The sequence below is a fragment of the Nocardia sp. Tas62D01 genome (assembly GCF_055232035.1).
Genome location: NZ_JBUYUZ010000001.1, coordinates 9,146,714 through 9,171,106, shown reverse-complemented (window position 1 = coordinate 9,171,106; position 24,393 = coordinate 9,146,714). Strand labels below are relative to the sequence as shown.

The 24,393-nt window shown below is 63.6% G+C and carries 15 protein-coding genes and 2 pseudogenes; 8 read left to right on the top strand and 9 right to left on the bottom strand.

What is annotated here, in order from left to right; genetic code table 11:
* The first annotated feature begins 120 nt into the window (after positions 1 to 120).
* Positions 121 to 1,164, top strand: a complete 1,044-nt coding sequence (locus ACV7NQ_RS44635) for a sigma-70 family RNA polymerase sigma factor (RefSeq protein ID WP_463366051.1) — start codon at positions 121 to 123, stop codon at positions 1,162 to 1,164.
* Between the two features lie 765 nt (positions 1,165 to 1,929).
* Here the strand turns inward: ACV7NQ_RS44635 and ACV7NQ_RS44630 are convergent.
* From ACV7NQ_RS44630 to ACV7NQ_RS44610, 5 genes and pseudogenes are all read right to left on the bottom strand, one after another.
* On the bottom strand, positions 1,930 to 2,112 hold the full coding sequence (locus tag ACV7NQ_RS44630) for a hypothetical protein (protein ID WP_463365004.1): 183 nt from the start codon (positions 2,110 to 2,112) through the stop codon (positions 1,930 to 1,932).
* Positions 2,113 to 2,317: 205 nt separating this feature from the next.
* The gene (locus tag ACV7NQ_RS44625; RefSeq protein WP_463365003.1) at positions 2,318 to 4,531 is read right to left on the bottom strand and encodes a hypothetical protein; all 2,214 of its coding nucleotides are present in this window, start codon (positions 4,529 to 4,531) and stop codon (positions 2,318 to 2,320) included.
* Positions 4,532 to 4,860: 329 nt separating this feature from the next.
* A complete protein-coding gene (locus tag ACV7NQ_RS44620; RefSeq protein WP_463365002.1) occupies positions 4,861 to 5,541 on the bottom strand; it encodes an NADPH-dependent F420 reductase in 681 nt (226 codons plus the stop codon).
* A 737-nt stretch (positions 5,542 to 6,278) separates the two neighbouring features.
* Positions 6,279 to 6,389 (bottom strand): annotated as a pseudogene (locus ACV7NQ_RS44615) (NADPH:quinone reductase); the annotation flags it as partial.
* A gap of 188 nt (positions 6,390 to 6,577) precedes the next feature.
* A pseudogene (locus tag ACV7NQ_RS44610) lies at positions 6,578 to 7,744 on the bottom strand (IS110 family RNA-guided transposase); the annotation flags it as partial.
* Positions 7,745 to 7,771: 27 nt separating this feature from the next.
* Here ACV7NQ_RS44610 and ACV7NQ_RS44605 point away from each other — a divergent pair.
* The 6 genes from ACV7NQ_RS44605 to ACV7NQ_RS44580 all read left to right on the top strand — a co-directional run bounded on the left by ACV7NQ_RS44605 (position 7,772) and on the right by ACV7NQ_RS44580 (position 16,084).
* Positions 7,772 to 8,716, top strand: a complete 945-nt coding sequence (locus ACV7NQ_RS44605; RefSeq protein WP_463365001.1) for an LLM class F420-dependent oxidoreductase — start codon at positions 7,772 to 7,774, stop codon at positions 8,714 to 8,716.
* Between the two features lie 297 nt (positions 8,717 to 9,013).
* Positions 9,014 to 9,760, top strand: a complete 747-nt coding sequence (locus ACV7NQ_RS44600) for a hypothetical protein (protein WP_463365000.1) — start codon at positions 9,014 to 9,016, stop codon at positions 9,758 to 9,760.
* A gap of 1,158 nt (positions 9,761 to 10,918) precedes the next feature.
* Entirely contained in the window at positions 10,919 to 11,305 is a 387-nt protein-coding gene (locus ACV7NQ_RS44595; protein ID WP_463364999.1) for a YciI family protein, read from the top strand.
* Complete coding sequence (locus ACV7NQ_RS44590; RefSeq protein ID WP_463364998.1) at positions 11,302 to 12,570, top strand: RNA polymerase sigma factor; 1,269 nt, start codon at positions 11,302 to 11,304, stop codon at positions 12,568 to 12,570. The genes ACV7NQ_RS44595 and ACV7NQ_RS44590 overlap by 4 nt, the downstream gene beginning before the upstream one ends.
* Before the next feature lie 424 nt (positions 12,571 to 12,994).
* The gene (locus ACV7NQ_RS44585; protein ID WP_463364997.1) at positions 12,995 to 13,906 is read left to right on the top strand and encodes an alpha/beta hydrolase; all 912 of its coding nucleotides are present in this window, start codon (positions 12,995 to 12,997) and stop codon (positions 13,904 to 13,906) included.
* Between the two features lie 798 nt (positions 13,907 to 14,704).
* Entirely contained in the window at positions 14,705 to 16,084 is a 1,380-nt protein-coding gene (locus ACV7NQ_RS44580; RefSeq protein WP_463364996.1) for an IS1380 family transposase, read from the top strand.
* 533 nt (positions 16,085 to 16,617) lie between these two features.
* Here the strand turns inward: ACV7NQ_RS44580 and ACV7NQ_RS44575 are convergent.
* The 3 genes from ACV7NQ_RS44575 to ACV7NQ_RS44565 form a co-directional block, all read right to left on the bottom strand.
* Positions 16,618 to 16,971 (bottom strand): helix-turn-helix domain-containing protein, encoded by a 354-nt coding sequence (locus ACV7NQ_RS44575; RefSeq protein WP_463364995.1) that lies wholly within the window; start codon positions 16,969 to 16,971, stop codon positions 16,618 to 16,620.
* On the bottom strand, positions 16,968 to 17,342 hold the full coding sequence (locus ACV7NQ_RS44570) for a hypothetical protein (protein ID WP_463364994.1): 375 nt from the start codon (positions 17,340 to 17,342) through the stop codon (positions 16,968 to 16,970). Before ACV7NQ_RS44570 ends, ACV7NQ_RS44575 begins: the two co-directional genes overlap by 4 nt.
* Before the next feature lie 1,269 nt (positions 17,343 to 18,611).
* Positions 18,612 to 19,844, bottom strand: coding sequence for a cytochrome P450 family protein (locus ACV7NQ_RS44565; RefSeq protein ID WP_463364993.1), 1,233 nt, complete (start codon positions 19,842 to 19,844; stop codon positions 18,612 to 18,614).
* Positions 19,845 to 20,314: 470 nt separating this feature from the next.
* On the opposite strand from ACV7NQ_RS44565, the gene ACV7NQ_RS44560 reads away from it, so the two are divergent.
* Positions 20,315 to 22,879 carry an ATP-binding protein gene (locus ACV7NQ_RS44560; RefSeq protein WP_463364992.1) on the top strand — a complete coding sequence of 855 codons (2,565 nt, stop codon included), beginning with the start codon at positions 20,315 to 20,317 and terminating at the stop codon, positions 22,877 to 22,879.
* A gap of 104 nt (positions 22,880 to 22,983) precedes the next feature.
* Here the strand turns inward: ACV7NQ_RS44560 and ACV7NQ_RS44555 are convergent, their stop codons facing one another.
* The gene (locus ACV7NQ_RS44555; protein WP_463364987.1) at positions 22,984 to 24,276 is read right to left on the bottom strand and encodes an IS4 family transposase; all 1,293 of its coding nucleotides are present in this window, start codon (positions 24,274 to 24,276) and stop codon (positions 22,984 to 22,986) included.
* Positions 24,277 to 24,393 lie beyond the last annotated feature (117 nt).

Sequence of the window (24,393 nt, the reverse complement as noted above, 5' to 3'; positions counted from 1 at the left end):
GCGGCGCTCCCCATACCGCGTTGGCGGTCGACCGGAATTGATCACCGTTTGATGCCGCCGACAGTCGGCTACACGAACGATAAAAGGAGCGACGTGTCACCGGTACAGAAGCAACAGGCCATAGATGTGTTCCCGGCCAGCGAGGATTTCGCTCGTCTCACCGATCCGTTCCGGCGCCAGTTGCTGGCTCTTTGCTATCGGATGCTCGGCTCGGTCGATGAAGCCGAAGACGCGGTCCAAGAGACCTATCTGCGCGCATGGCTCTCCTATGACAAGTTCGAGGGCCGATCATCGTTGCGGACCTGGATGTACCGGATCGCGACGCGGGTTTGCCTGAAGGCGCTGGAACGCGGGGTGCGCCGACCGCTACCTTCGGGCCTGGGCGGTCCCAGCAATGCTCCGAATGGACCAGTGGACGCCGAACTTCCACATGCGGCGTGGCTGCAGCCCATTCCCGACGCGTTGTTCGGTACCGATCCAGCCCGAATCGTCGAATCTCGGCAGAGCATAAGACTGGCCTTCATCGCCGCGCTGCAGCATCTGCCTCCCCGGCAACGCGCCGTACTGATCTTCCGTGACGTACTTGCCTGGCAGGCGAACGAGATCGCCGAACTACTCGAGACGACAACCGCTGCGGTCAACAGCGCGCTGCAACGGGCTCGAGCGCAGATCGCCCAGATCGCACCCGCAGAAGACCGTCTCACCGAACCCGCCGACCCAAGACGGCGCGCATTGCTCGATGGGTACGCGGCCGCGTTCGAGAACGCCGACATCACCGCTCTCACGAAACTGCTCAGGGACGATGCCGTTTGGGAGATGCCGCCGTTCCCGACCTGGTTCCGCGGCCGTGAGACCGTCGGCCGTTTTCTGGCCACCCGCCTCCAGATCGCCAGCGACAACCGGCTGATAGCCACCGCGGCAAACGGGCAACCCGCGTTCGGGGTGTACACCCGCGGCCACGATGGCGCATATCACCCGCATGCCGTGCAGGTACTCACGGTCACCGCCTCAGGCATCGCCAACATCGTCGCGTTTCAGGACCCGCGGCTTTTCCCAAAATTCGGACTGCCACCGGCCCCACCCAACTCGGCCCCCACCGTCTCCACCTTCGTAATCCCCGCCGGTGAAGACGGTCGGGTCGCCAGTTCCAGCTGTACGCGGTGAGGTGACATGATTGCCCTTCCGGCCGTGTCTGACGACCACCTGACGTACATCCGAGCCGAGTTCGCGACAGTGTTTGCCCGACATCGGGAGCCGCGCGACTACCGATGTCCAGCCCATACCTATCGGGTCAACCTCATGTCTACGCACCTCGTTGTATCAGCGGTGTGCTCAAGCCGACCGGCAGGAAGGTGAGATGGTATGAGGCTTCGGCTGGCGACAGCTTCGGTGCCGGGACCGATCAGTGTGGCTGATATCGCGTCCCAAGCAGGAGGAACTCATGCACTACACAAGCGTATTCGCGAATTGCGTGCTATGGGGATGGATTTCGCCGCCAACGCTATCGAGAGGGAGATGACGGAACTGGATCTATCGTGACCTTAATCGTGCCGGACAACTCGAAAAGCGTTGGGTGTGGCTCCGTTTGAGTGACGTTGCGGGAGTGTCGGTTTGGTGTGGCAAGGGCTCCTTCTCGTAGGTTGCTGATTGCTGAAGTCAGACCTGATGAGAGAAGGAGCCCGATGTCAGGGTACAGGGCCGGGGGCGCGTTCGCCGCGTCGGAGGCGGTGTTCGCGGGGTTGGTTGCGGAGTTGGGTGGGGTGGATGCATGTGGAGACTGACCCACAAATGGGCCACGTTTTTTCCTTCGCCAGGAGCTCGTCCCGGGCCGCGTGCCACTCCTTGGGTGAAACCACGGCGGGAAGAGCCGGCGGGGGGTTGGTCTGAGCGTTCATTGGTTCACCATCGCTTTCCAGTGTCTCGGTTCTGCTACCGGTCGGCGCCGAACGCGGGCAGGACGGGTTCGGGTGTAAGTCCCGGGAACCGCTCTTGGAAATCGAGGACTCCGACCCAGGTCGGGTGCAGGCCGATCCGGACCATCCGCAGGCCGGGCTTGTCGATCGCCTTGAGGTAGGCGTTGCCCGCCTCGTCGCCCATCACCTGGCGCTGCATGGTCGCGTATTCCGGGAGTACGCCCTGGGCCTCGCTGTGGGGGGCTGTCGGTGGTGTCGATGCAGATCGCGACGTCGGGACGGGTCCGCAGGTCCCGGACCTTGTAGGTGCCGGCGAAGGCGCCGATGACCAGTTCGTCACCGGTCCAAAGGAAGTTGACCGGGATCACGCGGGGTGTCCGGTCGTTGCCGTTGTAGGCTGGGCACTAGAACCGTGGAATCGCCTTTGACGGGGTCAACTTGACATTGCCTGTCCAGTATTCGGAATGCGCCATTGTCTGCAATATTTCCGAAGCTTTGCGGAGGTCGCCGTCTTCGGCGGCCTCCAGGTATTTCTGGCTGAGATGGGGCATGATGAACCTGTTCATCAGCAGGCCGCGTTCCTGAGTCCAGCCCTCGAACTCGAGCGGCAGTGGGTAATTGTTGTTCGACTGTATAACAGCCCCAGTGGCGGGATCTCGAGTAATCTGGCTGCCACTTGCGAGGGCCTCGATGCCTCTGATCTTGTCCCTTGTGGGAGTTTCGAAGTAGTCCTTGAGGTAGTCCTGTTCGGCCTGAGTGAGGTCGGACCACGGCACACGGTCGATATAGCGCCGGTTCGCCATCCGGTGCGCGGTGTGCTGGAAGAGAGCCATGTTCGCCGGTGATTGGCCCAATTTGAGGATCGACATCGAGGCTGCGGCCTCGCCGATGTACGGGTCGCCGTCCCACACGCTCGGACCGAACGTCTCCCGGTAGTTGTAGGCCCTCACGGCATCGACCATCATCTCTTTGTCCGTGAAGCCGGCGTCCATCATGGAGGTGGCGACGTCGCCCAGCATTCCGCCGCGATTGATTATGCGGTCCACAGCGGCGGCGGCGCTGCGATGGGTGTAGCCGCCGTGTTCCTCGGCGGCTGATCTGGCTGCGTCTATATACCCCTGCCGGGTCCGCGCGGCGTTGACCGACCAGCCTTTCCGATATATCTCTTCATTTGCTGTGAAATTTGCCCGTTCGTAGCGATTCCTCAGTTTCGCGTTGGGTTCCCACGGGAGCCGCCTGCCGAAGAGCAGCGCGGTGATCGGGTTGGTGGCGACGGTGTTGATGCCGGCGAGTCCGGCGATGAGCGCGGCCCCCGGCAGGGTGTGGCCGGTCCCCATGTTGCCCATTCCCAGAGCGGTGGCACCGCTGCCCCCACCAGAGCGGCCCGCGCCCTGTATCGCGAGGGCGAATCGGTTGGCGATCCAGTTGTTGCCACGGCTGAGGCCCGCGCTGAGGCGCTTCAGTTGGAGGATGGCGACAATCTCCACTATCGCGCCGAGGACGAGCACCACCGCGACCTCGCCTCCGGCCTGTCGGAACAGGTTGCCCAGGAACAATACGTAGACACCGACGAAGACGGTGTAAGCCGTCATCCTTCCCGCCGCGACGAAGGCATCGACGATGTTGCGGACGAGGAATACTTGTGTCGGCCCGTAGACGAAACCGCCTGCCGCGAAACCGAAGATGGCCATGAACGCGTGGTAGATCGAGCAGATGATCTTGATTCCGAGATAGACCCCGAACACCAGCAGGATCGTCCCACAGATCAACAGCACCAGGCCGGAGCCGATCTGCCCCAAACTCGGATTGGTGGCCATTCCATACGCCGCCGAGTCGCCACAGGCCCGCATGCCGTTCACGATCTGGGAATCGTCACCCGATTGGACGCCCGCCGACCAAGCGCCAGCGCAACGCGGCGACTGGTCGACGACGTGACCGAAGTTCCACACCTGCACCGGGCGGCGTGCGAAGTTGTCGGCTAGATCGCCCTGCATGGTGGAGACCAGTTGGCTCGGATTCGGGCTGGCGTTGCCGTTGAGCCCTGCCGCCACCGAGATGCCCAGGTTGCGCCCTTGCGCGAGCAGGCCTTGTGAGGACAGGACGTCGGCCAGTGGCGCAGCCAGGACGATCGGGCCGAGCACGGCTACCCCCAGCATCGTCACAACCTGCATCGTGGCTTTGGCGAAAAGTCCGCGCACCACGAACCAGGCGACGAAGAACGCGCCGATCGCCGCGGCGACGAACAGCACGCTGGGTGTGGCGATCTGGCCGGTCAGGTTGTCGGCGACCCCGGTCAACGCTCGACCGAACGGATCCAGCCACCGGAAGCTGATCGCGAAACCGATCAACCAGATCGCGGCGGTCACGATGACCATGTAGCCGACGAACTCCAGGCCCAGCACCATCGAAACTATCGTCTCCCACGGCCTGAACAGGCTGCCGTGGCTGGTCGCGAACGTGTAGTCGGTCAACCGGACACCGGACGAGTCCCGGACATCCATCCACTGGAGCATGCCGATGCTGGACCGACCCGCCGCCGTACCGCTCTGTGTCTGCGCCACAGCCACCGCGCCGACAACCCCCGGGAAGACGACCAGCACAAGAGTGACCGCCAGCAACCACACTATTCTGCGCCGCCGGCGAGTGGCGTCGACCCAGCACCGAAACCGCTGCGCCAATACCCGCGGTTGCCATCGTGCCGGGTCCCAGAACTCGAATTCCCGCGCCTGCCAGCACCGCCGACCCTCTCGAGGTCGCACTTCCCCCATAACATCGGCACTCATCTATCACTGCCCTTCGAGGATCATGGTCGTTCATCAACCACGGCGGTAGGCATGCTGGAGGTCCATCGGATATAGGCCGATTCTTTTCGGGGGCAACGGATTTAACCGCGATTTAACCTATTGCTGTGAGCATTCGCGAAACACCGCCCGGCCACACGGTGCGATCAGCGGGCTATCTTGAAGTTGGAGACCGGGGTGCCCAGGACGCTCATCAAGCGAAGCCGGACCTGCACCAGCATCTCCGTCGCGCGTGCACTGCTTAGTTCGCCGAGATCGATGATGTCGGTCCAACCGAAGGAGGTCAGCAGATCGGTGACGACCTGCTTGGCGTCCGCGTCGTCGCCGGAGACGAACGCGGTGTGGTCGCCGCCGGCGACGATCTTCGGGTTGACGAACAGGTCGCCGATCATGGTGTTGAGTGCCTTGACTACTTTGGTGTCGGGAAATTCGCGCTGGATCTGCTCGGCTAGGGAGTCGGTGTCCTTTACGAACAAGGCGGGCGGGAAACCGTTGGCGAAATCGAGCGGGTTGGCGACATCCCACAGAACCTTGCCGGCTAGGTTGGCTGCGCCGACCCGGGTCAGCGCGGCGATCGATCCGTGGCCAGCAGTGGCGTTGACGACGAGTTCGGCTCCGACCGCTGCTTCGTCGAAGGTGGTAAGACGCACCGTCGGCTGTCCCAGGGCCCATGGGGCGAACCCGATGTTGCCCATTCGGTCCGATTCGGTGCGAGCCGACGTCTCGGCGACATCACGGGTGCCCATGACGACCTCGTGGTCCAGTTCGGCCAGTCCTGCCGCGAGGGTCCGTCCGGCGAAGCCGGTACCGATGATGGCGATTTTCATTGTGGAGTTCCTTTGCTTCTGTGTCACCGGATGAATTCGCTCGCGAATTGGCGAATAGTGGGAGCTGTCACGCGCGACAGCTCCCACATAAATAGACTCGGGGAAGCCGACAAAGGAATCGGGTATGCGGAAACTTCGTCCGGGAGTTGCCGGTTGCGGACGTCGGCCAGCGACTTGCGGGCCTGCTCCGGTGGTGTGGTGGCGAACCACGGTAGAGTCAAATGGCCCGGATGGTCCGGGCGTCGTAGATGACCACAGCGGAATCGTCAGCGCCGATGGATCGGTCTGACGGTGTTCGGACAGCGCGTCGTAGACGATGAGTTCGCTGCTGGGCTCGAGTGCCGGGGAGACGGCGGCGCTCACCGGTCCCGAGACGCAGTCGAGTGCCTTCGGCACGCCAGTCTCGCCGGTGATCTCGGTGACGCGCCGACCAGGTCCTCGTCCTCGGTGCAGATGACTTCGTCGCCGCCGAGCGCGTGGATCTCATCGACAGCGGCGCGATGGGGTACGACGGTGGTGTTCGGAAGCCGAACTGCTTGGCGAGCTGGATGAGGAGCTTGCCGACGGTCGAGCCGGCCACGGTCTGAAGCAGCCATTCGCCGGGCCGTACGTCGAGTTCGCGGGTGACCATTAGCAGTGCGCTCAGCGGGTTCGCAATGAGCTGGCAGGCGCTGGAAGTCGCTGAGGTGATCGAGTGCGGGCAGCAGCCCGGTTGACGTCCACGACGGCACCACACGTCCGACAGATTCCAGACCCGAGACGGTGGGAAACTCCGGCGCGAAGCCGTAGCGTCCGCGCAGAATTTGCAGGTCGCTGGCCCGGATTGGCGTTGCGTGGACATGGATCAGTGCCCGACTTTCGCCGGGCCTGGGGACGGGTTTGGACTCCGGAGGCAGGACGTCGACCGGTTCGTCGACACCGTGGGGCCACGAGAGCCCTCATGATAGATACGGCTGCGGTGACATCGCCCGAGGGAACTCGGGGCGCCGTCACGAAAATTAGGTGACCACGGCCGGTGACCGGGCTGTGTGGCGAGTTATGCGGTGCGGGTGAGTGGTTCGAGGGTGACCCGGTAGCCGAGTGATTCGAGCTGGTTGAGGGCCCGGGCTTTGGTCTTGGCGGGGACATGCCGAGTGAAGTAGTCGGGTCCGGGGTCGCGGTAGAACGCGCCGGTGGTGAGCATGGTCCATGCGGCTACGAGGATCGAGTGCTCGACGGCGACAAGGGCTTTCATCGGTCCGCGGCGGGCGGCGATGCGTCGATACTTGGCCGAGAGATAGGTTTGTTTGGACCGGGTCGCCGCGAGCGCCGCCGTCCCGAGGGCGCCCTTCAGATACCGGTTCCCGTGGCGGGTCTTGGTCGACTTCACCCGGCCGGCGGATTCGTTGCATCCGGGTGCGGTCCCCGCCCACGAGGCGAGATGACCAGCGGTGGGGAACACGCTCATGTCGCCGCCGGTCTCGGCGAGGAACACCTCAGCCACGATCCGGGAAAAGCCCGGGATGCTCTCCAGTAGCTCCCGGGCCGACCGAAAAGGTTCCATCGCCTCGCCGATCCGGTCGTCGAGATCGGCCAGTGTCTGCCCGTACTGGTCGATCAGGTTCAGATGCATTCCGACCATGTAGGCGTGATGGGCCGTGAATCGACCGGTCAGAGCCTCGGTCAACGCCGGGATCTTCGACCGCAGCCGCCGTTTGGCCAGGTCGGCGATCGCGGCGGGATCGTCACAGCCGGCGATGAGCGCCTCGAGCATCGCCCGTCCCGAGACACCGATGATGTCGGTGGCCACGCTGGACAGTTTGATGCCAGCGTCCTCGAGGATCTTCTCGATCCGCTGCACCTGCCGTGCGCGGTCACGGGTCAGCGCGGTGCGGGCGCGAGTGAGATCACGCAGTTCCCGGATCGGCGGCGGTGGGACCAGGGATCCGCGCAGCAGCCCGTGCGCGACGAGGTCGGCCAGCCAGGCGGCGTCGGACACATCGGTCTTGCGGCCCGGCATGTTGCGGGCGTCGTGGGCGTTGACCAGCATCACCTCCAGTACGTCTTCGAGGAGATAGAAATACGGTTTCCAATAGTCGCCAGTCGCTTCCATCACTACACAGGTGACCTTCTGATTTTGTCGATTCCTTTTCCGTGTGGGCGTGGTCTCAACACCAGACACCCCTGCACACCCTCGGGCTGCTATGCGGTACGTCGCGCGTGCCCACCACTGGAAAGGACCGACCTCCTCGTGAAACTCAGCTTGTACATCCCGACGGGCACCACCCAGGAGTTCTACGGCTACACCGACCCGGTCGCAGCGTTCGAGAGGATCCGTGAACTCGCGGTCGTCGCCGACGAATCCGGCTTCGACACGATTTGGGCGCCGGACCACTTCATGCCCTTCGGTCCGCCCGGCGCCTACGTCTTCGAAGTGTGGACCACTCTGGCGGCATTGGCCCGCGAAACCGAAACGATCAAGCTCGGGCAGCTGGTGACCGGTAACGGCTACCGCAACCCGACCCTGCTGGCGAAGATGGCCTCGACCCTCGACGTCATCTCCGATGGGCGACTGAAGTTCGGTATCGGGGCGGGCTGGTATGAAGACGAATACCGCGCCTTCGGCTACGACTACCCGTCCGCAGCCGAGCGGCTGCGCCGGCTCGAAGAGGCGCTGCAGATCATCACCTCGATGTGGACCGAGACCTCGACCACCTTCGACGGCACCTATTTCACGGCGACACAGGTGGTCAACCAGCCATCCGGCGTGCAGAAGCCGCGCATTCCGGTGATGGTCGCCGGTGGCGGTGAGAAAGTCACACTCAAACTCGTCGCCAAGTACGCCGACCTGTGCAACGTCCAAGAACCGCCGGACGAAGTCGCCCGCAAGTACGCCATCCTCGCCAAACACTGCACAGACGTCGGACGCGACTACTCCACGATCACCAAGACCTCCACGTCGTACTGCATCATCGGCGATAGCGATGAACAAGCACGAGCAGCTGTACCGGAGTGGGCGCCGTTGGTCTTTCCCGGCAACCTCGCGGACTACGGGCTCATCGGCACCCTCGACACCATCGGCAAACGACTCGACACCTACGAAGAAGCAGGAGTCGACGAGCTGATCGTGGGATTCGCCGACGCCCTCAACCCCGAAACACTCCGCACCTTTGCCGCAGCATTCATCCAAAAATAGTCACACCCCGCTCAGCCCGGTCTCCTCGAGGTATCCAACCAACACCCCGACAAACCAGACAACACCAACCTGAGCTTGAAGGGCCTGCGACCGGCAAGAGAAACGCTCATCGATCCGGTTCTCGCCTGACCGGAACGCCACGATGGCGTGCATGACCATTTTCGAATTGGGACGCCACCGCTCACTTCGAATCTGCCTCGGCCCGTCCGTCGTAGTCCCAGCTTGGACCGATCAACCGGAATTTATTCCACCGGTCGGTCTGGCGTGAAAAGTCCACTAGACGTGAAGGAGAAAATAATGGGTCTGCACTATTCCGATGGAATTGCGGGCGCGCGGACCATGATCGCGCTGAAGGCCGATGCCACCGCCATCCAGGAGCGGCTCCCCGACGGCTGGAGGCTGGAACCTTACTGCGGCGACGACCTCCGAGGGAACTCGCTGCGAGGAGCCAACGTCGTGGTCCCGTTCCATCAGGTGTACGCCACTGACGGTCAGCCCGACGGCATGCGGCAGGTGAGCTACGTCGCGTTCGTCTCACAAGCTCGAAACCAGTCCACGAACGAACTCGCGCATATCCACTGGTTCGCCTATACCGAAGACCCTGCCGGGGTGCCAGGCAAATACGGCGACGCGAAGCTCGCCGACATCAGGCGATTCCAGACATCCACCCAGACGCAGCGCGGCCAAACCGACGTCTACGAGCTCTTCATCGCCGCCGCGGACGACGGCATCGTGCACCTATCGCTCAGCTACCAGCAAGGCGACGCCACCATGTGGGTGAGCGCCGATAAGCCGAACCTCCCACTCGTCGCCGCGAACAACCCACAACTGGTCCGCTGGTATCAGGAAGACCAAGTACTCGACGTAGTGCGAAGTGACCCGCTCGGCATCAACATGGCCTCCGAAGTGAACCTCATCGTCCAGGGTGAACTCACGGACGTGTTCACGCCGGAATCACGCGTGATCGCCGTAGTGATTCAGAAACCCTACCTGCGTCGGGTCTGGGAACCGAGAGATGTCGATAGACAACGGATATTAAATTGATTTGGTCGTCGAAAGGCGGCGTGCCATCCAAGCGATCTATCGCCAGCATGAAACCACCCGTCCTCGGAACCGTCGCCACTCCGCTTGGCGGGCGCAATATACAACGTCCTACCGCGGCCTTGGCCCAGATGGGGTCGATGACAAACGCGACGGAGTGCTGAGAGGGCATGCAGGCGAAGAAGTTGAGGCGTTTGTAATCGAAGAAGTGAACGTATAGAAAGGTCTCGCCGAGTTGAGTAATAAGATCACTGAGACTTTTCCGAACATGTCGCAAAGTATCAGCGACACATTCGGCGCTGGAGTCCATTCTGCCTCTCTCCATTATCGGTCGACAGCGAGTCCAGAACTTGCATATGCGTAAAACATCCGAAGCATTCGACGCGGCCAAGAACCGGATCGCCGATGCCTTCGGCGGCCTTGCGGGGCGGCTTAACCGGGAGTGCCGACGCAGTGTGGACCACGTGGGCGATGCGGTGCGAAATCTCTCTCGGAAGGACCGGGACCTGCGGAGGGGGTTGACCTTCTCGGATGACCTCCACGGCCCGGTCACCTCCAACGCCTCAACTCGTGTACCGCGGGCAGGCGCGAACGGGCCCACCATGCTCCGCGGTAGACAAGCACTGGATGACCTCGTCGATCTATACGGCGACAGGATGGTATTCCATGGCGCAGCCGATCCTATTCGCAAACGTGAGCCGCGTCAGATGAGTTGGGCCGACGCCACCGGGCGACGATACCTCGACGGCGACCCCGCCATCTGCGCCGATACTCGCGCCGACCTCCCCATATTCGGGCGCTGTTCAGGGGAGGAACCCTACGGGTACGTCGCCACTGAGGACGGCGTTATCTATCGAGCGAAGGCGCTGCTACCCAGGACATGAGCGACTACACCGGGCACGTTCACGTCATGGACAGACAGCACTTCCAAAAATCTGCCCAGAAGTGCCTGACGGATGGCTGTTTCCTCGATCCGGAATTGAGATCGACCATCGAAGTCGAGCCATTCGCCATAGTTAAAGTGACGATGTCCGACTTCCCCATCCGATCAACGACTACGACACCTGACCCTCCATTACCGGCTTGGGTTGTCCAAATTCCGGGCTCTGCTACGTCGTAGTTGTGACGATCACATATTGCGGATGTACATAAGGAGTAGTGATGGCGGAGTACATGTTGTTGCTGTACACCCCTGAGGTCGATGGTGACGAGCAGCAAGTGGATAGATGGGCGGACATGCCGCTGTGGCGGGAGCTAACCGACAATCTGCGGAAGGCGGGGTTACTCGTTGCGAACGGTCCGCTGCATCCTGTGGACATCGCGACGACCGTGCGTGTGCGCGGGGGCGAGATCGAGTTGACCGACGGGCCTTTCGCGATGACCAAGGAGGTCCTTGCCGGCTACTACGTGCTGAACTGCGCCGATTTGGACGAAGCGCTGCACTGGGCGGCGCGGATGCCGATAGCGCACCGTGGCTCGGTCGAGGTGCGACCGATCGTCGGCGTCACGGAAATCCCTGTTCCGGGCCAGGCGTCCTCGCCGCAATGAGTGGTCGCGAGCCCGCGGTGGATGAGCCGGCAACCGCAGCGGCCGTACGGGTGTTTCGCGACGAACGTGCGACCGTGCTCGCGACTTTGATCAGGCACGTCGGCGATTTTCAGGTAGCCGAGGATGCTTTGCAAGACGCGTTCGAGGCCGCGGTCGCGACGTGGCGGCGTGACGGGGTGCCGAGAAATCCGGCAGCGTGGATCACCGTCGCGGCGCGGCGGCGGGCTATCGATCGTCTTCGGCGTGACCAGTCGGTCTCTGATCGCGGCGAGCGCCTGGCCGCGTTGCTGCGCCTTGACCCTAAGGAGCATCCGTCGGTGGGAGAAGAGGGCGTGATCGGTGATGACCGGTTGCGTCTGATCTTCACCTGCTGCCACCCTGCGCTCGATATGTCGGCGCGAGTCGCGTTGACCCTGCGCGTTGTCGGTGGTTTGACAACCGGCGAGATCGCGCGCGGGTTCTTGGTCGCCGAACCCACGATGGGCAAGCGAATTGTGCGCGCCAAACGCAAGATCGCTGACGCGCACATCCCGTACCGGGTACCCGGCGACGACGAGCTTGCGGGTCGAGTCCGCGGCGTTCTCAGCGTGGTGTATTTGATCTTCAATGAAGGCTATTCCGCCAGCGAAGGCACTCGTTTGGTGCGCGGCGAACTGTGCGACGAGGCGATCCGCCTGGGCCGCCTGCTGGGCGAGTTGATGCCCGATGACGCTGAGGTGTGGGGTCTGCTGAGCCTGATGCTGCTGCACGACGCGCGCCACGGCGCCCGTGTCGATGGGCACGGCAACTATGTATCGATACCCGAACAGGACACGTCCCTGTGGAATCGTGACCGGATCCGCGAAGGGCTCGGTACTCTTCAACGCGCGGTACGGCTCGACTGTCCTGGCCAATATCAGCTCCAGGCAGCGATCACCGTGCTGCATATCCAAGCCTCCGACGGTGACGCGACGGACTGGGCGCAGATCGCGGAACTGTATGGCGCGCTCGGCAAGCTGAATCCCTCGCCGGTGGTCGAACTCAATCATGCGGCCGCAGCCGGGTTCGCCTACGGCGCCCGAACCGGTTTGGAGTTGCTCGAGCCGCTGCTCGGCGATCCCGCACTCGAGCGCTACCAGCCGCTGTACGCCGCACACGCTGAACTGCTCAAGCGTGCGGGTGATCTGACCGGCGCGAAGCGCGCCTATGCACAGGCGATCGCGCTGTCGACGAATGCCGTGGAGCGTGCCGAACTCGAGCGACGACTCCAGAGCCTGACGGGCTGACCGAACTCCCGCCGGCGCGCTGTGGACTTTTCGTGGAGCTGTCCAAATCGGTACCCGAGGTGCGTCGGTTTATTGGGGCCGTCGGATTGCGGCGGCTCGGAAGCCTTTGGAAGGTAGGGATGGCATGACATGACATGACATGAGTTCGAATCTTTACCGGCAGGTGGTCACTGTCATTAGTGGTAGCGCCTCAAAAATTCAGCTTGAGGAACCTTCCGTTCGCGGGTGTCTAGGCAACATCTACCGCCGTGCCGAGCGCGATGTGAACGTATTCGTCAGCTGGTACTGCGATGCGACGGTGATTCTGCCTGGTTCCACTGGTATGGCCATGAAGGCATCCCAGCATCGGCATAGGCGATGCACGCGCCGGACTTGAAGTGCCCGAGTCGCATCTGACGCAAACAAACGGACCTTGAATTAGAAAGTGAACTACATCATGGCAAGCGAGCAATCAGAAGCCGTAAGGAACTACTGGCGCAGCATGACGGCTGCAGCCCAAGCAAATCCGAATCAGACGTGGGCGGAGAGCCGCGAAAGAGTGGAAAAAACCTGGGGTGGTTTGACGTCTGAGCCGGGCGGCGTCGACTACCTCGAAGTCGAGGTGGGCGGACGGCCGGCACTGTGGGTCGTCCCGAAGGGAAGTGCCCAGAACCGAGTCATCTTTAGCGTGCACGGCGGTGGAGGTGTGAGCGGCTCTATCTACACACACCGCAAGATGTATGGCCACCTCGCCAAAGCGGTGGGCGCCCGGGCGCTGCTGATTGAGTACAGTGAAGCTGAGTATCCGAAGCCACTCGACGATGCCGTTGCTGCCTATCAGTGGCTGCTTCACGGTGTCAATGCAAACCACATTGCGCTTGTTGGCGATTCGTTCGGTGGCAATCTGTCTATCGCGACCATGCTGCGCGCCCGTGAGCTCGGATTGCCGACCGCGGCTGGGTTGATGCTGATATCGCCGTGGGTAGACCTGACAGTGGGCAATGAGACCTTCGAGACGAGACAGGAGACCGAAGCTTTCTTCTACAAGGGAGTCGTGGCAGCATTGGCCTCCTTCGTGTTGGGGGATGCCGATCCGAAAGATCCGCTGGCCAGCCCCCTCTATGCGGACCTGAGCGGGCTGCCTCCTACGTACATCCAGGTGGGTGGCGACGAGACACTGCTCGGTGAGAGCCTTCAACTCGACGAGAATCTCCGCAAAGCCGGGGTGGACGCCCAGATCGAAGTCTTCCCCGAGCAGTTGCACATCTTTCAGATGGCTGCTGGATATTCGCCCGAGTCCGACGATGCAATCCAAAAGCTGGCTGCCTGGGTTCGACCTAAACTCGGTCTCGCATAGCGCTCACCCGACAGTGTCGCCGTGATGGGCTATCGGGCGGTTGTTGTTGCTGTTCCCGAGGCGGTTTCGTCGTTACTCGGTGCCGCACCAAATGGCGCTGGTTTCATCCGAAGCTGATTCGGGAGCGGTGACGCATCGGACCAGTTGAGGCCACTCGGATCACCAAGGGTGTCCTGTGGATTAGATGCTCCCGCTGGCCACAACACACGATACGAAGTGTGGTGACAGGGGTTCGGTTGGTTCACGATCCAGGGGTTGCAGGTTCCAATCCTGTCCCGTTGATAGAAAACGGCCCGGAGTTCGTGGTTTCCGGGCCGTTTTCGAAACCTTTCGAAGCATGGTTAACGATTCCTCTCTCATCGCTAAATACGTTAGTCTTACTCTCAGGTCCGGACTTCCGCATCCGAGTGGCCAGATCTGCGATCTTGCACTGGTAGCGGTTGTGCACCGCGGACGAGTGACACCCCGTGGCCGGTCGGGCAGTAGTGATCCGGCTGATGGTGCGCCGGTTCAGGTGCCCGGATTCCCGATGCCAGCGGAGTATCTTCTCCGCGCACCGCGTGCAGTCGGCCGAGGAACTACAGGTCGACGCGTCGAACTGGATCGGACTGTTGTGACCAGGTTACCGAGCTGGTCGAGCGATACCAGCGCCACAGCCCAACCCGGACAGAATGTGCCTAGCCTGCGCCATTCACGGTAATTGAGTCGTTGATCCCCGGATGTGCGAAAAGGTGTTCCGACCTGCGATAATTCGGCTTGCCTAGAGTCGAATGAGCAGATGAGGGAAGCACCTTTTCGGTGAGTGAGTTTACGTGGTACCCGCGGCTGGCCGCGGACGGGGATGGGTCGGGTTTGGTGTCGCAGGCGGGCACGCTGCTGCTGGTGCGCACCGCGGAGAAGATCGGCCTGGTCAAAGGCTTGTCGGAAGCGTTGACGCCGTGGCGGAAACCCCTCGCGACACACGATCCGGGCAAGATCGTGCTGGATTTGGCGATCGCGGTCGCCGCCGGGGCCGACTGTGCTGCGGATGTGTCGGTGCTGCGCACCCAGCCGGGAATGTTTGGGCCTGTTGCTTGGGATCCGACGGTGTCGCGGCTGGTGTCCACCCTGGCCGCGGATGCACCGAAAGCGTTGTCGGCCATAGCGAAAGCCCGCGCTACCGCGCGGGCCGCGGCGTGGAAACGCGCTGGCGAGCACGCCCCCGACCACGGGATCGACGCCGAGAATCCGCTGATCGTCGATCTCGACGCCACACTGCTCGATGCCCACTCCGAGAAACAGAACGCCGCCCCGACCTACAAAAAAGGGTTCGGGTTCCACCCGTTGTGCGCGTTCATCGACCACGGCCCCGACGGCACCGGCGAACCCGCCGCGATCCTGCTTCGCGCCGGCAACTCCGGCGCCAACACCGCCGCCGACCACAAAAAGGTCCTCGCCGAGGCACTCGAACAGCTGCCGCGGCGGCCCTCGTGGCGGATCGGCCGAAAGATGTTGGTACGCGCCGACGCCGGTGGCGGCACGCATGAGTTCGTGAAGTACTGCCACAAACGGCGGGTGCAGTACTCGCTCGGGTTCACCCTCACCGATGCTCTGGTCGAGGCAGTGAACCTGGTCCCGGAAAAGGTGTGGACCCCGGCCTACGACGCCGACGGCCAGGTGCGCAAGGGCGCGTGGGTCGCCGAAATCACCGGCATGGTCGAGGTGTCGGGCTGGCCGGCCGGGATGCGGCTTATCGTGCGCAAAGAACGCCCCCACCCCGGCGCACAGCTGCGGTTCACCGACGTCGACGGGCTGCGGTTGACCGCGTTCGTCACCAATACCGGCCGCGGGCAACTGCCCGATCTCGAGCTACGGCACCGCCGCAGGGCTCGATGCGAGGATCGCATCAAAGCCGGCAAGGACACCGGGATGCGTAACCTGCCCTTCAAATCCTTTGCAGCGAACCAGATTTGGCTGGGTCTGGTCGCGCTCGCGCTCGACCTCACCGCGTGGATGCAAATGCTGGCACTGACCGGCCACGACGCTCGCCGCTGGGAACCGAAAACGCTACGGCTGCACCTGTTCTCACTACCGGGCCGCATCGCCCGCCACGCCCGAAGAACCCGGCTGCACCTCCCCCGCAACGCGCCAACCACCGGACTGGCCCTCGGCGCCCTAGCTCGCCTCGAAGCCACCTGACCAGCACAAATCGTCTCTACAACCCCGAAAGGACCACCACCGGGCCCGTGGAACCCGGCAGCCACCCCGATGACACGGGACGGTCCGCGGCACCCACCAACCCGGCTACCATCGAAAAACGCAATCCGAACCCGATCAGGCCAGCACATCAGCCACGAGAAAGATCGAGGCTAGACGCCATCGAGGCGACTTCCCGCCGGACGCGGAAACAGTAGGCTCACAAGGGTTCTCGCGACATCATGCAACACCACGAGCTGCGTCTATATGCGATTGCCTTGCAGCCCAGCGTGATCGACACGCACCGATCATCAAATTTGTGCCTGAGCCAATATCACTTGTCCGCTAGCAACTGGGCAAGACTGATCTATGGCAATCGGGCCAGTGCGCGCAGGGGCTTCTGGCGCGGGTCTTTCTGGCGAACGATTTGCTTTGGACAGAACGAGCGGGTTGCGCGACAAACGTCTCGGGATTGCTGCCAAAGGCTGACCGTACCGCTCGCGGCCGACCGGCTGCGCGGCCAGGCAAGCGTGACCTTACGACGCTGCTGCTTTGCGCATACGGGCGGGGACGCGGGCTTGCAGACGCCTGGGTTGCGGCTTCTGCACCCTACTTGTCCGGCGGGGCCGGTCCTGCGTAGGCGGCTCCGGGGTTACCTGCGGGATCGTGTAGAGCTCGATGGTGAGGTCGACTTGTTCGCGGGTAAAGCGCAGGCGTCGGCCGATCCGGGTGTGCGGGATTCGTTTCTGCCGCGCCGCTTCTTCGAGCCAGTTGGCCGATGATAGGCCAAAAGCCTGCGCAACGGCGTCGGGGGAATACAGAACCGGCAGGCCGGTGACAGTTTCGGGGTCGGCTTCTCCGTTCGTGATATCTGGTCTCGCGGTCGTCATCCGATTGTCCAATCGCGTAGGTGGGCGAGGATATCCGCGGGCGTGACGGTGATCGGGCGACGGCGCCGGCCCAGGCGATCGGTCAGGACGACCCTGATCGTGCCGTCGTCGGCGATCTTCGGATTCCCTTGTAACCGGCGTGTTATCGCGCCCTGTTTCGCCAGGTCTGCGCGAATCATCAGCGCGGCCATGGCGAGGGCATCGCGGAGGCTGCGGTGCATGGGTGCCACGCTGACGCGAGTCAGATGCGGGGTAAAGGTCAGCCTGGTGTAGCCGCACTGCAATTCGAATCTGATGTCGGTTGGTACGGCGGCGTGTTTGGAGTCAGCGATCGGACGTGGCTGGCTGGTTTCGTCCGTCTGGTTGCTCACGGTACCTCCCCTTGCGCCCTTGTGAGCCGCTGGCATCGTCGTCGGCGGCGCCGAACGGCGTATAGGCAACCCCAAGAGTGTGTCAATGGCGTGCGTCAGTGGATCGTAACTGGGCATTTAGAGTCTGTCTATGACTCAAAGTGTTCAATTAAATGAACACAACTCGGCCTTGCGCCGATCATGACCAAAGGCTGGTCCGCCCGGCCCGCAGAATGGGTAGCGCGCGCATACCTTCGGCGGCGCATCACCGACCGCGCGCTGCGAGCCCAGCTGACGCCGAACTACCGCCTCAGCGAAAAGCCATTCTCGTCGACTCCGGCTTCTGCGCCGCCTCGACCCGCACCACCGTCGAACTCGTCACCGAGGGCATCGACCACGTCACCCCGGCCAGCGATGGGCAGCTGGCGCCGAGGCGTACCTCGGCTTGGCCGTCCCTGGCTTCCCGGCCTGTACATGGTGCATGGACCCGGCACATTCCTGTCGTCGGGGTCCAACGTTCGCATGAAGCAAGCCTCGGCCCCGCTACATCGCCGCCGGCGCGAGCGGCGGGGCATATCAATCGACGTCCGCCCCGAGGCGATGGCCTGCTACCTGCACTGGCGGCAACAGGCCATCGCCCGCACCGTCGGCCCAACGGCACGGCACCGACCTGGTACAAGGACTCAGCCGGGCGGTCTGTCACGCTCTGGCCCCGCCTCCGCGCGCCTGTACGAGCGACTGACCGGCCGAGACCCCGCCGATGCCTTCCTTCCCGTCACCGTCACACCGCCCCTGGGCGCTGCGTCTGGTACCAAACGTCCGCGGTGCCAGCACGACTGCGCCCGGACTACGTCGCCACCAAAGGTGTGAATTGACGAGACGACGTCACGCCGTGCAGGCGTGGATCAGGTGTGGTCCTGAACCGGTTGGGCGAGCAATTGTCCGAACACCATAGGTAGCCAACAGCTCTGACGCGGAACGGTCGTCGACTTGGTGGTAGCCGAAGGACAGCAGGAGGGTGCGAATTTCGTCGGCGGTGAAGAAGGTGTGCCATGGTTCACCTGCTGCGGCAACTAGTTCAGCGCGATTTTGTAGTTGTGTGCCCGTGGGATCGCCTGGTGCTGAGGCGATTGGGTAGAAGTAGTCGAATACCAGTTCCGAGGGGCCGCTGGCGATGTAGGGTCGGCCACCTGGTGGTAGGCCCTCGCGTGCGCTACGAACATCGCGGTTCTACTCGGTTGCCCGGTATGCATAGCCGTCACCCCTCTCGTCGGTTGATAACCTCGCGGCTCAGTTCGCTGTGACACGCCTGATCGGTTTGGCGCCGGGGAACAGGACCGGTAGCGCCGTGAGCGCCCGGTGAAACGGGCCTGGCCGCCACGTCAACCGGTCGGCGGGCACGGCCAGTCTGATGTCTGGGACCAGGTCGAGCAGGTAATCGATCGCGTCCACCGCGACCTGGTACGCCATCCGTCGGGCAGGGCAAGCGTGCGGGCCGGTGCTGAACGCGAGATGTGACCGGTTGCCGGTGCGGTCGCCATCGGTGACCGGATCGTTGTTGCAGGCAGCGATGCTGATGACGACCGGCTGGTGCGCGGGCAGCCAGGTGTTGTCGATCAGGATCGGCTGCCTCGGGTAGGTGGTGCAGAAGTTGGCCATTGGCGGGTTGTCGAACAGCACCTCGTCGAGGGCGTCGCGAGTGGACAGGCTTCCGCCGAGCAGGCCGCCGCCGAATCGGTCGTCGGTGAGCATCAGGAGCAGGGTGTTCAGGATCAGGTTGCGCTGCGGCTCGATGCCGGCCCCGTAGAAGCTCATCAGCTGGGCGACAATTTCGTCGTCGTCGAGGTTGCTCGGATGGTCGATCACCCGCGTGGTCACGTCGCCGCCGGGCTGGGCGCGCTTGAGCTGAACCAACTCGGTCAACGCTTCGGTGAGCATGTCCATGCCCTGCTCCGATGAAGCGGTGCTGTCGAAGCGCGCGGCCATTCCGGCGGCGACCCGTTGCCCGATTTCCGCCGGGCAGCCGATTGCCTGGTTGAGCACGGCGAACACGAGCGGGAACGCATACTGGCTCGCCAGGTCGGCTCTACCTGCCGCGATCCAGCTCTCGACCAGTGGAGTGGCGAGGTTTTCGACGGTGGCATGCATCGCGTGCAGGTCGACTTCGTCGATGGCGGCGGCGGACGCCTGCCGGTATCGAGCGTGCTCGGGCCCATCGGTGTACCGCGCGGCGGGATACCACTCCATCATGGGCCGCAGAGGACAGTCATCGGGGACTGTCCGCTGCCACGGGCGCGGATCGACCGGAAAGTGCTCCGGGTCGTGGAGGATCCGCACAGCGGTGCCGTAGCCGAGCACGAGGGTGCCCGGCACGCCCGGCGCCAACTCGACCGGTGCCAGCGTCCCGTACCGCCGCCGCATCTCCTGAAACGCCGCACGCGGATCGCGGGTGAACTTCTCGCCGTAGATCGGAACGCGGTCGTCGTCCGTGTCGACAGGAGACCCATGGACAGGACAACTCAACATAACTCCCCTTTAGACAGCGCCCTAAGTGTGTACGGGCCTGGTATTAGTCTCGTTGCCTGCGCGAAATCAAATGCAATTGTTTCGGCAGCCGAACAGCACTGTGCCACACCCATCGGCACTGCCGAAATGGGTGACTACCCAAAACGCACCCACCCACGACAATTCGTTTCCGAATCGATTCACGGCAGCCGTCGACAGCAGCTCACCAGGGAAGAGGCACGTCTCAATCGGCAACGAGAAAGTCCAGAGTGCCGCGCTTTTCGGGCCGTTCGTCCATCGCCGGGACGAAAGCGAATGAATCGTTTCGGACGTCGGCCGGGGAGTGTGTATACCCATAAGGCGCCCTGGAAATGGGTAACTACCCATAGACACTCATGCGCTACCCATGAACTACCCACTCACGGCGCGGGCGGTCCGATGGGAATTGTTTGAATAGCGCCCGACCTCTTTCGCGTTATAGTCACAGTGTGAGGGCGGGGAGCGCAGTGCAGGCGCAGTGTGAGAGCAGCTTTGTCGGCCGTGAAGAGGACTTGAAGCTCATCAGTAGTCTGCTGAGGGCAGGGTCGGATCGGATGATCACCCTGGTAGGGCCGGGGGGCATCGGGAAGACCCGTCTGGCGGCTGAGGCCGTCCGCGAAGCCAGGGCCCGCGGTGTCCAGGTGTATCGGGTGTGGCTGGCGCGACTGCCCGTGGATGCGGACTACGCGGCGGTGGAGCGGGAAACCGCGTCCGCTGTGATCGAGGCCGACTACTCGCATAGAAATACGTGGGACGCGCTGGTCGACACCCTCGACCAAACAGACGAGTCGGGCCGCAGCCGGCGTGTTGTCCTGGTGTTGGACAACTGTGAACACGTGCTCAGCGGTCTGGGGCTTTTGATCCCCGCCCTCCTCGACGCCGTCCCGGGGCTGATCATCCTGGCTACCAGCCGCAGCCCGACCGCATGGATCGACGAACGCCTGATCCCTGTGAAGCAGCTGCCGGAAGCGGACGCGCTGACCCTGTTTCTGCAGCGTGCCGAACTCACCGGCTGTGACCCGATTGCTCCGAGCCAAGAAGCCATCGCCGTCGAGATCTGCGCCCATGTAGGCTGCGCGCCCCTCTACATCCGGCTGGCGGCGGCGAGGTTGCGGTACACGTCGCTGAAGGGTCTCCGTGCTGAGCTCACCGGGCGGGCAGACGACAGGCGGATGCGATGGACGTCCGGGCCGCGCTCGGGAGCCGACGAGCGGCATCTCGGGGTTACCAATGTCATCGCCTGGTCGTATGACCTGTGCAGCGACAAGGAAAGGCTCCTGTTCGAACGGTTGTCGGTGTTCGCTGCGGGGGGCGACACCGAGGGCGACACCGGCAGTACCGCGGGCGTGGGTGCGGACATCGAGGCCATCGAAGCCGTCTGCGGTGACGAGACCGGTGACGACGGGCAGGTGACGCTGTCGAGCCACGAGATCGAAGGGCTCCTGGAACGACTCGTCGACCAGTCCCTTGTCACGATCCACATCTCCGGCAGCGCCGTGCGGTATTCGTTGTTGGAGAGTCTGCGGCTGTTCGCGGGGGACCGGCTCAGAGAACGCGGTCCTGACGAACGGGCGTGCCTGGCCCGCCGGCACCTGTACTACTACCGGGACAGGGTTGTCGACGCCTCGTACCGTTGGTTCGGCCCGGCCGAGCGGGAGTTGCTGGACTGGGCCCGGGCGGCGTGGGGCAACGTCGTCACCGCGATCGAGACCAGCATCACCACACCCGGCGAGGCCCGCGCGGGTTTGGAGATCAGTGTGGGCCTGATTCAGCTCCGGCTCCCCTTCCTGCGGGGTTCGGTCCGCGAGTTCAGGCGTTGGACCGAGCGGTGTCTGGAAGCGAGTGAGATGCTGACGCCGCAGCCCGCCGACTTGCAGATCGCGGCGAGGTCGGCGGTCGCGTGGATGCTCGTACGGCAGGGCCAATCCGACGACGCCACACGCCTGCTCGAGGAGTGCATCGCCGCCTGCCTGCCGGATGGCACGGACTGGCAGGACAACCCCGCAGCCGTCGAGGGACTGCCCGCCATCCTCGACTTGGCGTTGGGGACACAGATGTTCATGTCCGCCCAAATGTCTGCCCAAAATCCCGGGGCTGTCGACGTGCTGGAACGGGCACGTCGAAAATTCCACGACAGTAACGACCACGGCGCCGCCGTCTTCGCCGGTATGTTCGCCGGTTTGGCTGCCGCGTTGCTCGACACGACCGCGGACCGCGCCAGCGAGATCTCCGGTGACATGGTGAAGCGCGCCCGCGAGTCGGGAGCGTCGTGGGCGACATCCTGGGCCTTGCTGGCCTTGGCCGTTACTCTGACCAAACATGGCGATCCTGCCGAGGCGCTGGAGGTCCTACGCGGCACGCTCACCGACCAACTGGACGTCGGCGACCAGTGGGGCGCGGCGTGGTCGATCGAACTGCGGTGCTGGGCACTGGCAGAGATCATCAAAGCCGGCACCGCCGATCCCGTGCGAGTCGCGACTGAAATCGCCCACCTCGCTGGCGGCGTCAAAACCCTCCGATCCAGCCTGGGCGTCGACATCGGCGCTATGGGTACTTTCGCGGTCGCATGCCACGAGGCGATCAAGACCGCCCGTGGAGTACTCGGCGACGTCGTCTTCATCGGCCAGATGAACCGTGGTGCCCAACAACTGCGCCCCTACACCTCCGATGTGCATCGGCTTGCACTGGGCGAACTGACCCTCGACCCCGCACCCGCACCCTCTGAGGTCGCCACCGATCCGGCAGCGGGGCCCTGGGACAGTTTGAGCCAGGCGGAGAGGGATGTCGCACTTCTGGTCGCGGCGGGTCGAACCAATCCCGAAATTGCCCGCCGCCGTGGCACATCCTCGAAGACCGTCGACAAACAGGTTGCGGCGATACTCACCAAAATGGGCATTGCCTCGCGGGGGCACGTCCACCACTACATTCCCGAAAACCACAAGCCCCGTCCGGCGCCAGCACCGGTTCGCTCGCCGCACCCGGTCGGGCGCCACAGTGCCCGGCGTCGTGGATAGCGGCACGGCGCTCGCCGTCGGATCGGCTCATCCCGGCAGCCCGACCGGGGGACACGGTGCCCACTTAGTACCAAGGCCGCGCAGTTTAGGTTTCTGCTCGGTTGTCAACCGGGCAGGATATGGACGCTGATCTGGGTTTTGTAGATGTTGCGGTCGATGTCGCCCTTGGCGCGGTGTTTGGAGATGGCGCGTTTGACGATGCGGGGGCTGGAGCGTTGACGGCGCAGCGGCAGCGGGTTGGACAGGACCGCGCGGCCGATGGTGCCGATCAGGTTGATCGTGGTGGTGGCGAGGATTCCGGCGGCCTGGATGAGCTGGTCGCGGGCGGTGTGCACGGCGATGGTGAAACTGCCGCGGTCGGGGCTGAAACCCGGTGTGGCCAGCGCGGTATCGGCGATGGCGGTGCGCAGCGCCTGGTAGGTGATCAACAAGGCGTAGACCTCCTGCGCGACCCCGGCCGGGGTGCGGGCGCGTAGCACCCGCCCACCGAGGATGGTCGATTTCAGTTCGAAATAGCTGGTTTCGATCTCCCACCGCTGATGGTAGAGATCCACCAATTCCTTTGCCGGGTAACGCTTGTCGTCGGTCAGGGTGGTGATCAGCCGGTACCGCTCGACCCGGCGTGGCCCGCCGGCGCAGCTGACGGCGATCTCGGCGTCGATCACGCGCACGGTGACCGTGCCGGTGCGCGTCAGCCACGATCCGTCACCCAACCGCGCGATCGCGGGGACGCGCCGGTTGAGTTTGGCGCGGATCAGCAGATCTGCTCCAGTGTCGGTGATCTGCTCGATCAACGCCGTGACCGCGAAGTTCCGGTCGGCCAGCAACAACATGCCCGGGCGCAGGCATCCCAAAAGTTTTGGCGCATAGGCTGTTTCCGCGATCCGCAACGGGCCGAACACGACATCGACGACAGTGCGGGTGCCACACGCCACCACCGCCAGCAACCGCAGCATCGGATACCCGGCCTGGGCGTGACCGCCGCCATGACGCCCGAACTCGCCCACGTTGCCTGGGCTGTCGGGCACGAACACGCTGGTGCCGTCGATCGCGCACACCAGCAGTCCCCGCCACCGCACCGCTCCGGCCGCGGGACCGGCGACCAGGTCGAACAACGCGGCCAACGGTTTGACCCCGACGCGGCGTAACGCCTGTGACAATGCCGAGGAACCCGGGCACACGAACGAGCCACCGGGCAGCCCGGCACACAACCGCGCCCATACCTGCCGATACCCGATATCGGAGAACAACGCTCCGGCCAGCAGCAGATACACCACCACCCGCGACGGCAACAGCCGCACCCGCGACCGCACGGCACCGGCCGTCTCCAGCGCCGCGTCGACCAGGTCGAACGACACGATCCGGGTCAGTTCCCCGAGATGCCCCGGCGCGAACACACCCTCCGCGACCGGCGAAGAACGATCAATGACACACTGAACCGACAGCGGAACTCCTCGGGCGAGCGGATTGTCTTGGAGGACAACACCTCTCTACCAGCAGTTCCGCTGTCCTCG

Bases quoted from the DNA above. Each gene is read 5' to 3' on its own strand.
- ACV7NQ_RS44630 (WP_463365004.1), bottom strand. From the start codon at position 2,112: ATGCAGCGCCAGGTGATGGGCGACGAGGCGGGCAACGCCTACCTCAAG.
- ACV7NQ_RS44620 (WP_463365002.1), bottom strand. From the start codon at position 5,541: ATGAAAATCGCCATCATCGGTACCGGCTTCGCCGGACGGACCCTCGCG.
- ACV7NQ_RS44600 (WP_463365000.1), top strand. From the start codon at position 9,014: ATGGGTCTGCACTATTCCGATGGAATTGCGGGCGCGCGGACCATGATC.
- ACV7NQ_RS44595 (WP_463364999.1), top strand. From the start codon at position 10,919: ATGGCGGAGTACATGTTGTTGCTGTACACCCCTGAGGTCGATGGTGAC.
- ACV7NQ_RS44590 (WP_463364998.1), top strand. From the start codon at position 11,302: ATGAGTGGTCGCGAGCCCGCGGTGGATGAGCCGGCAACCGCAGCGGCC.
- ACV7NQ_RS44575 (WP_463364995.1), bottom strand. From the start codon at position 16,971: ATGACGACCGCGAGACCAGATATCACGAACGGAGAAGCCGACCCCGAA.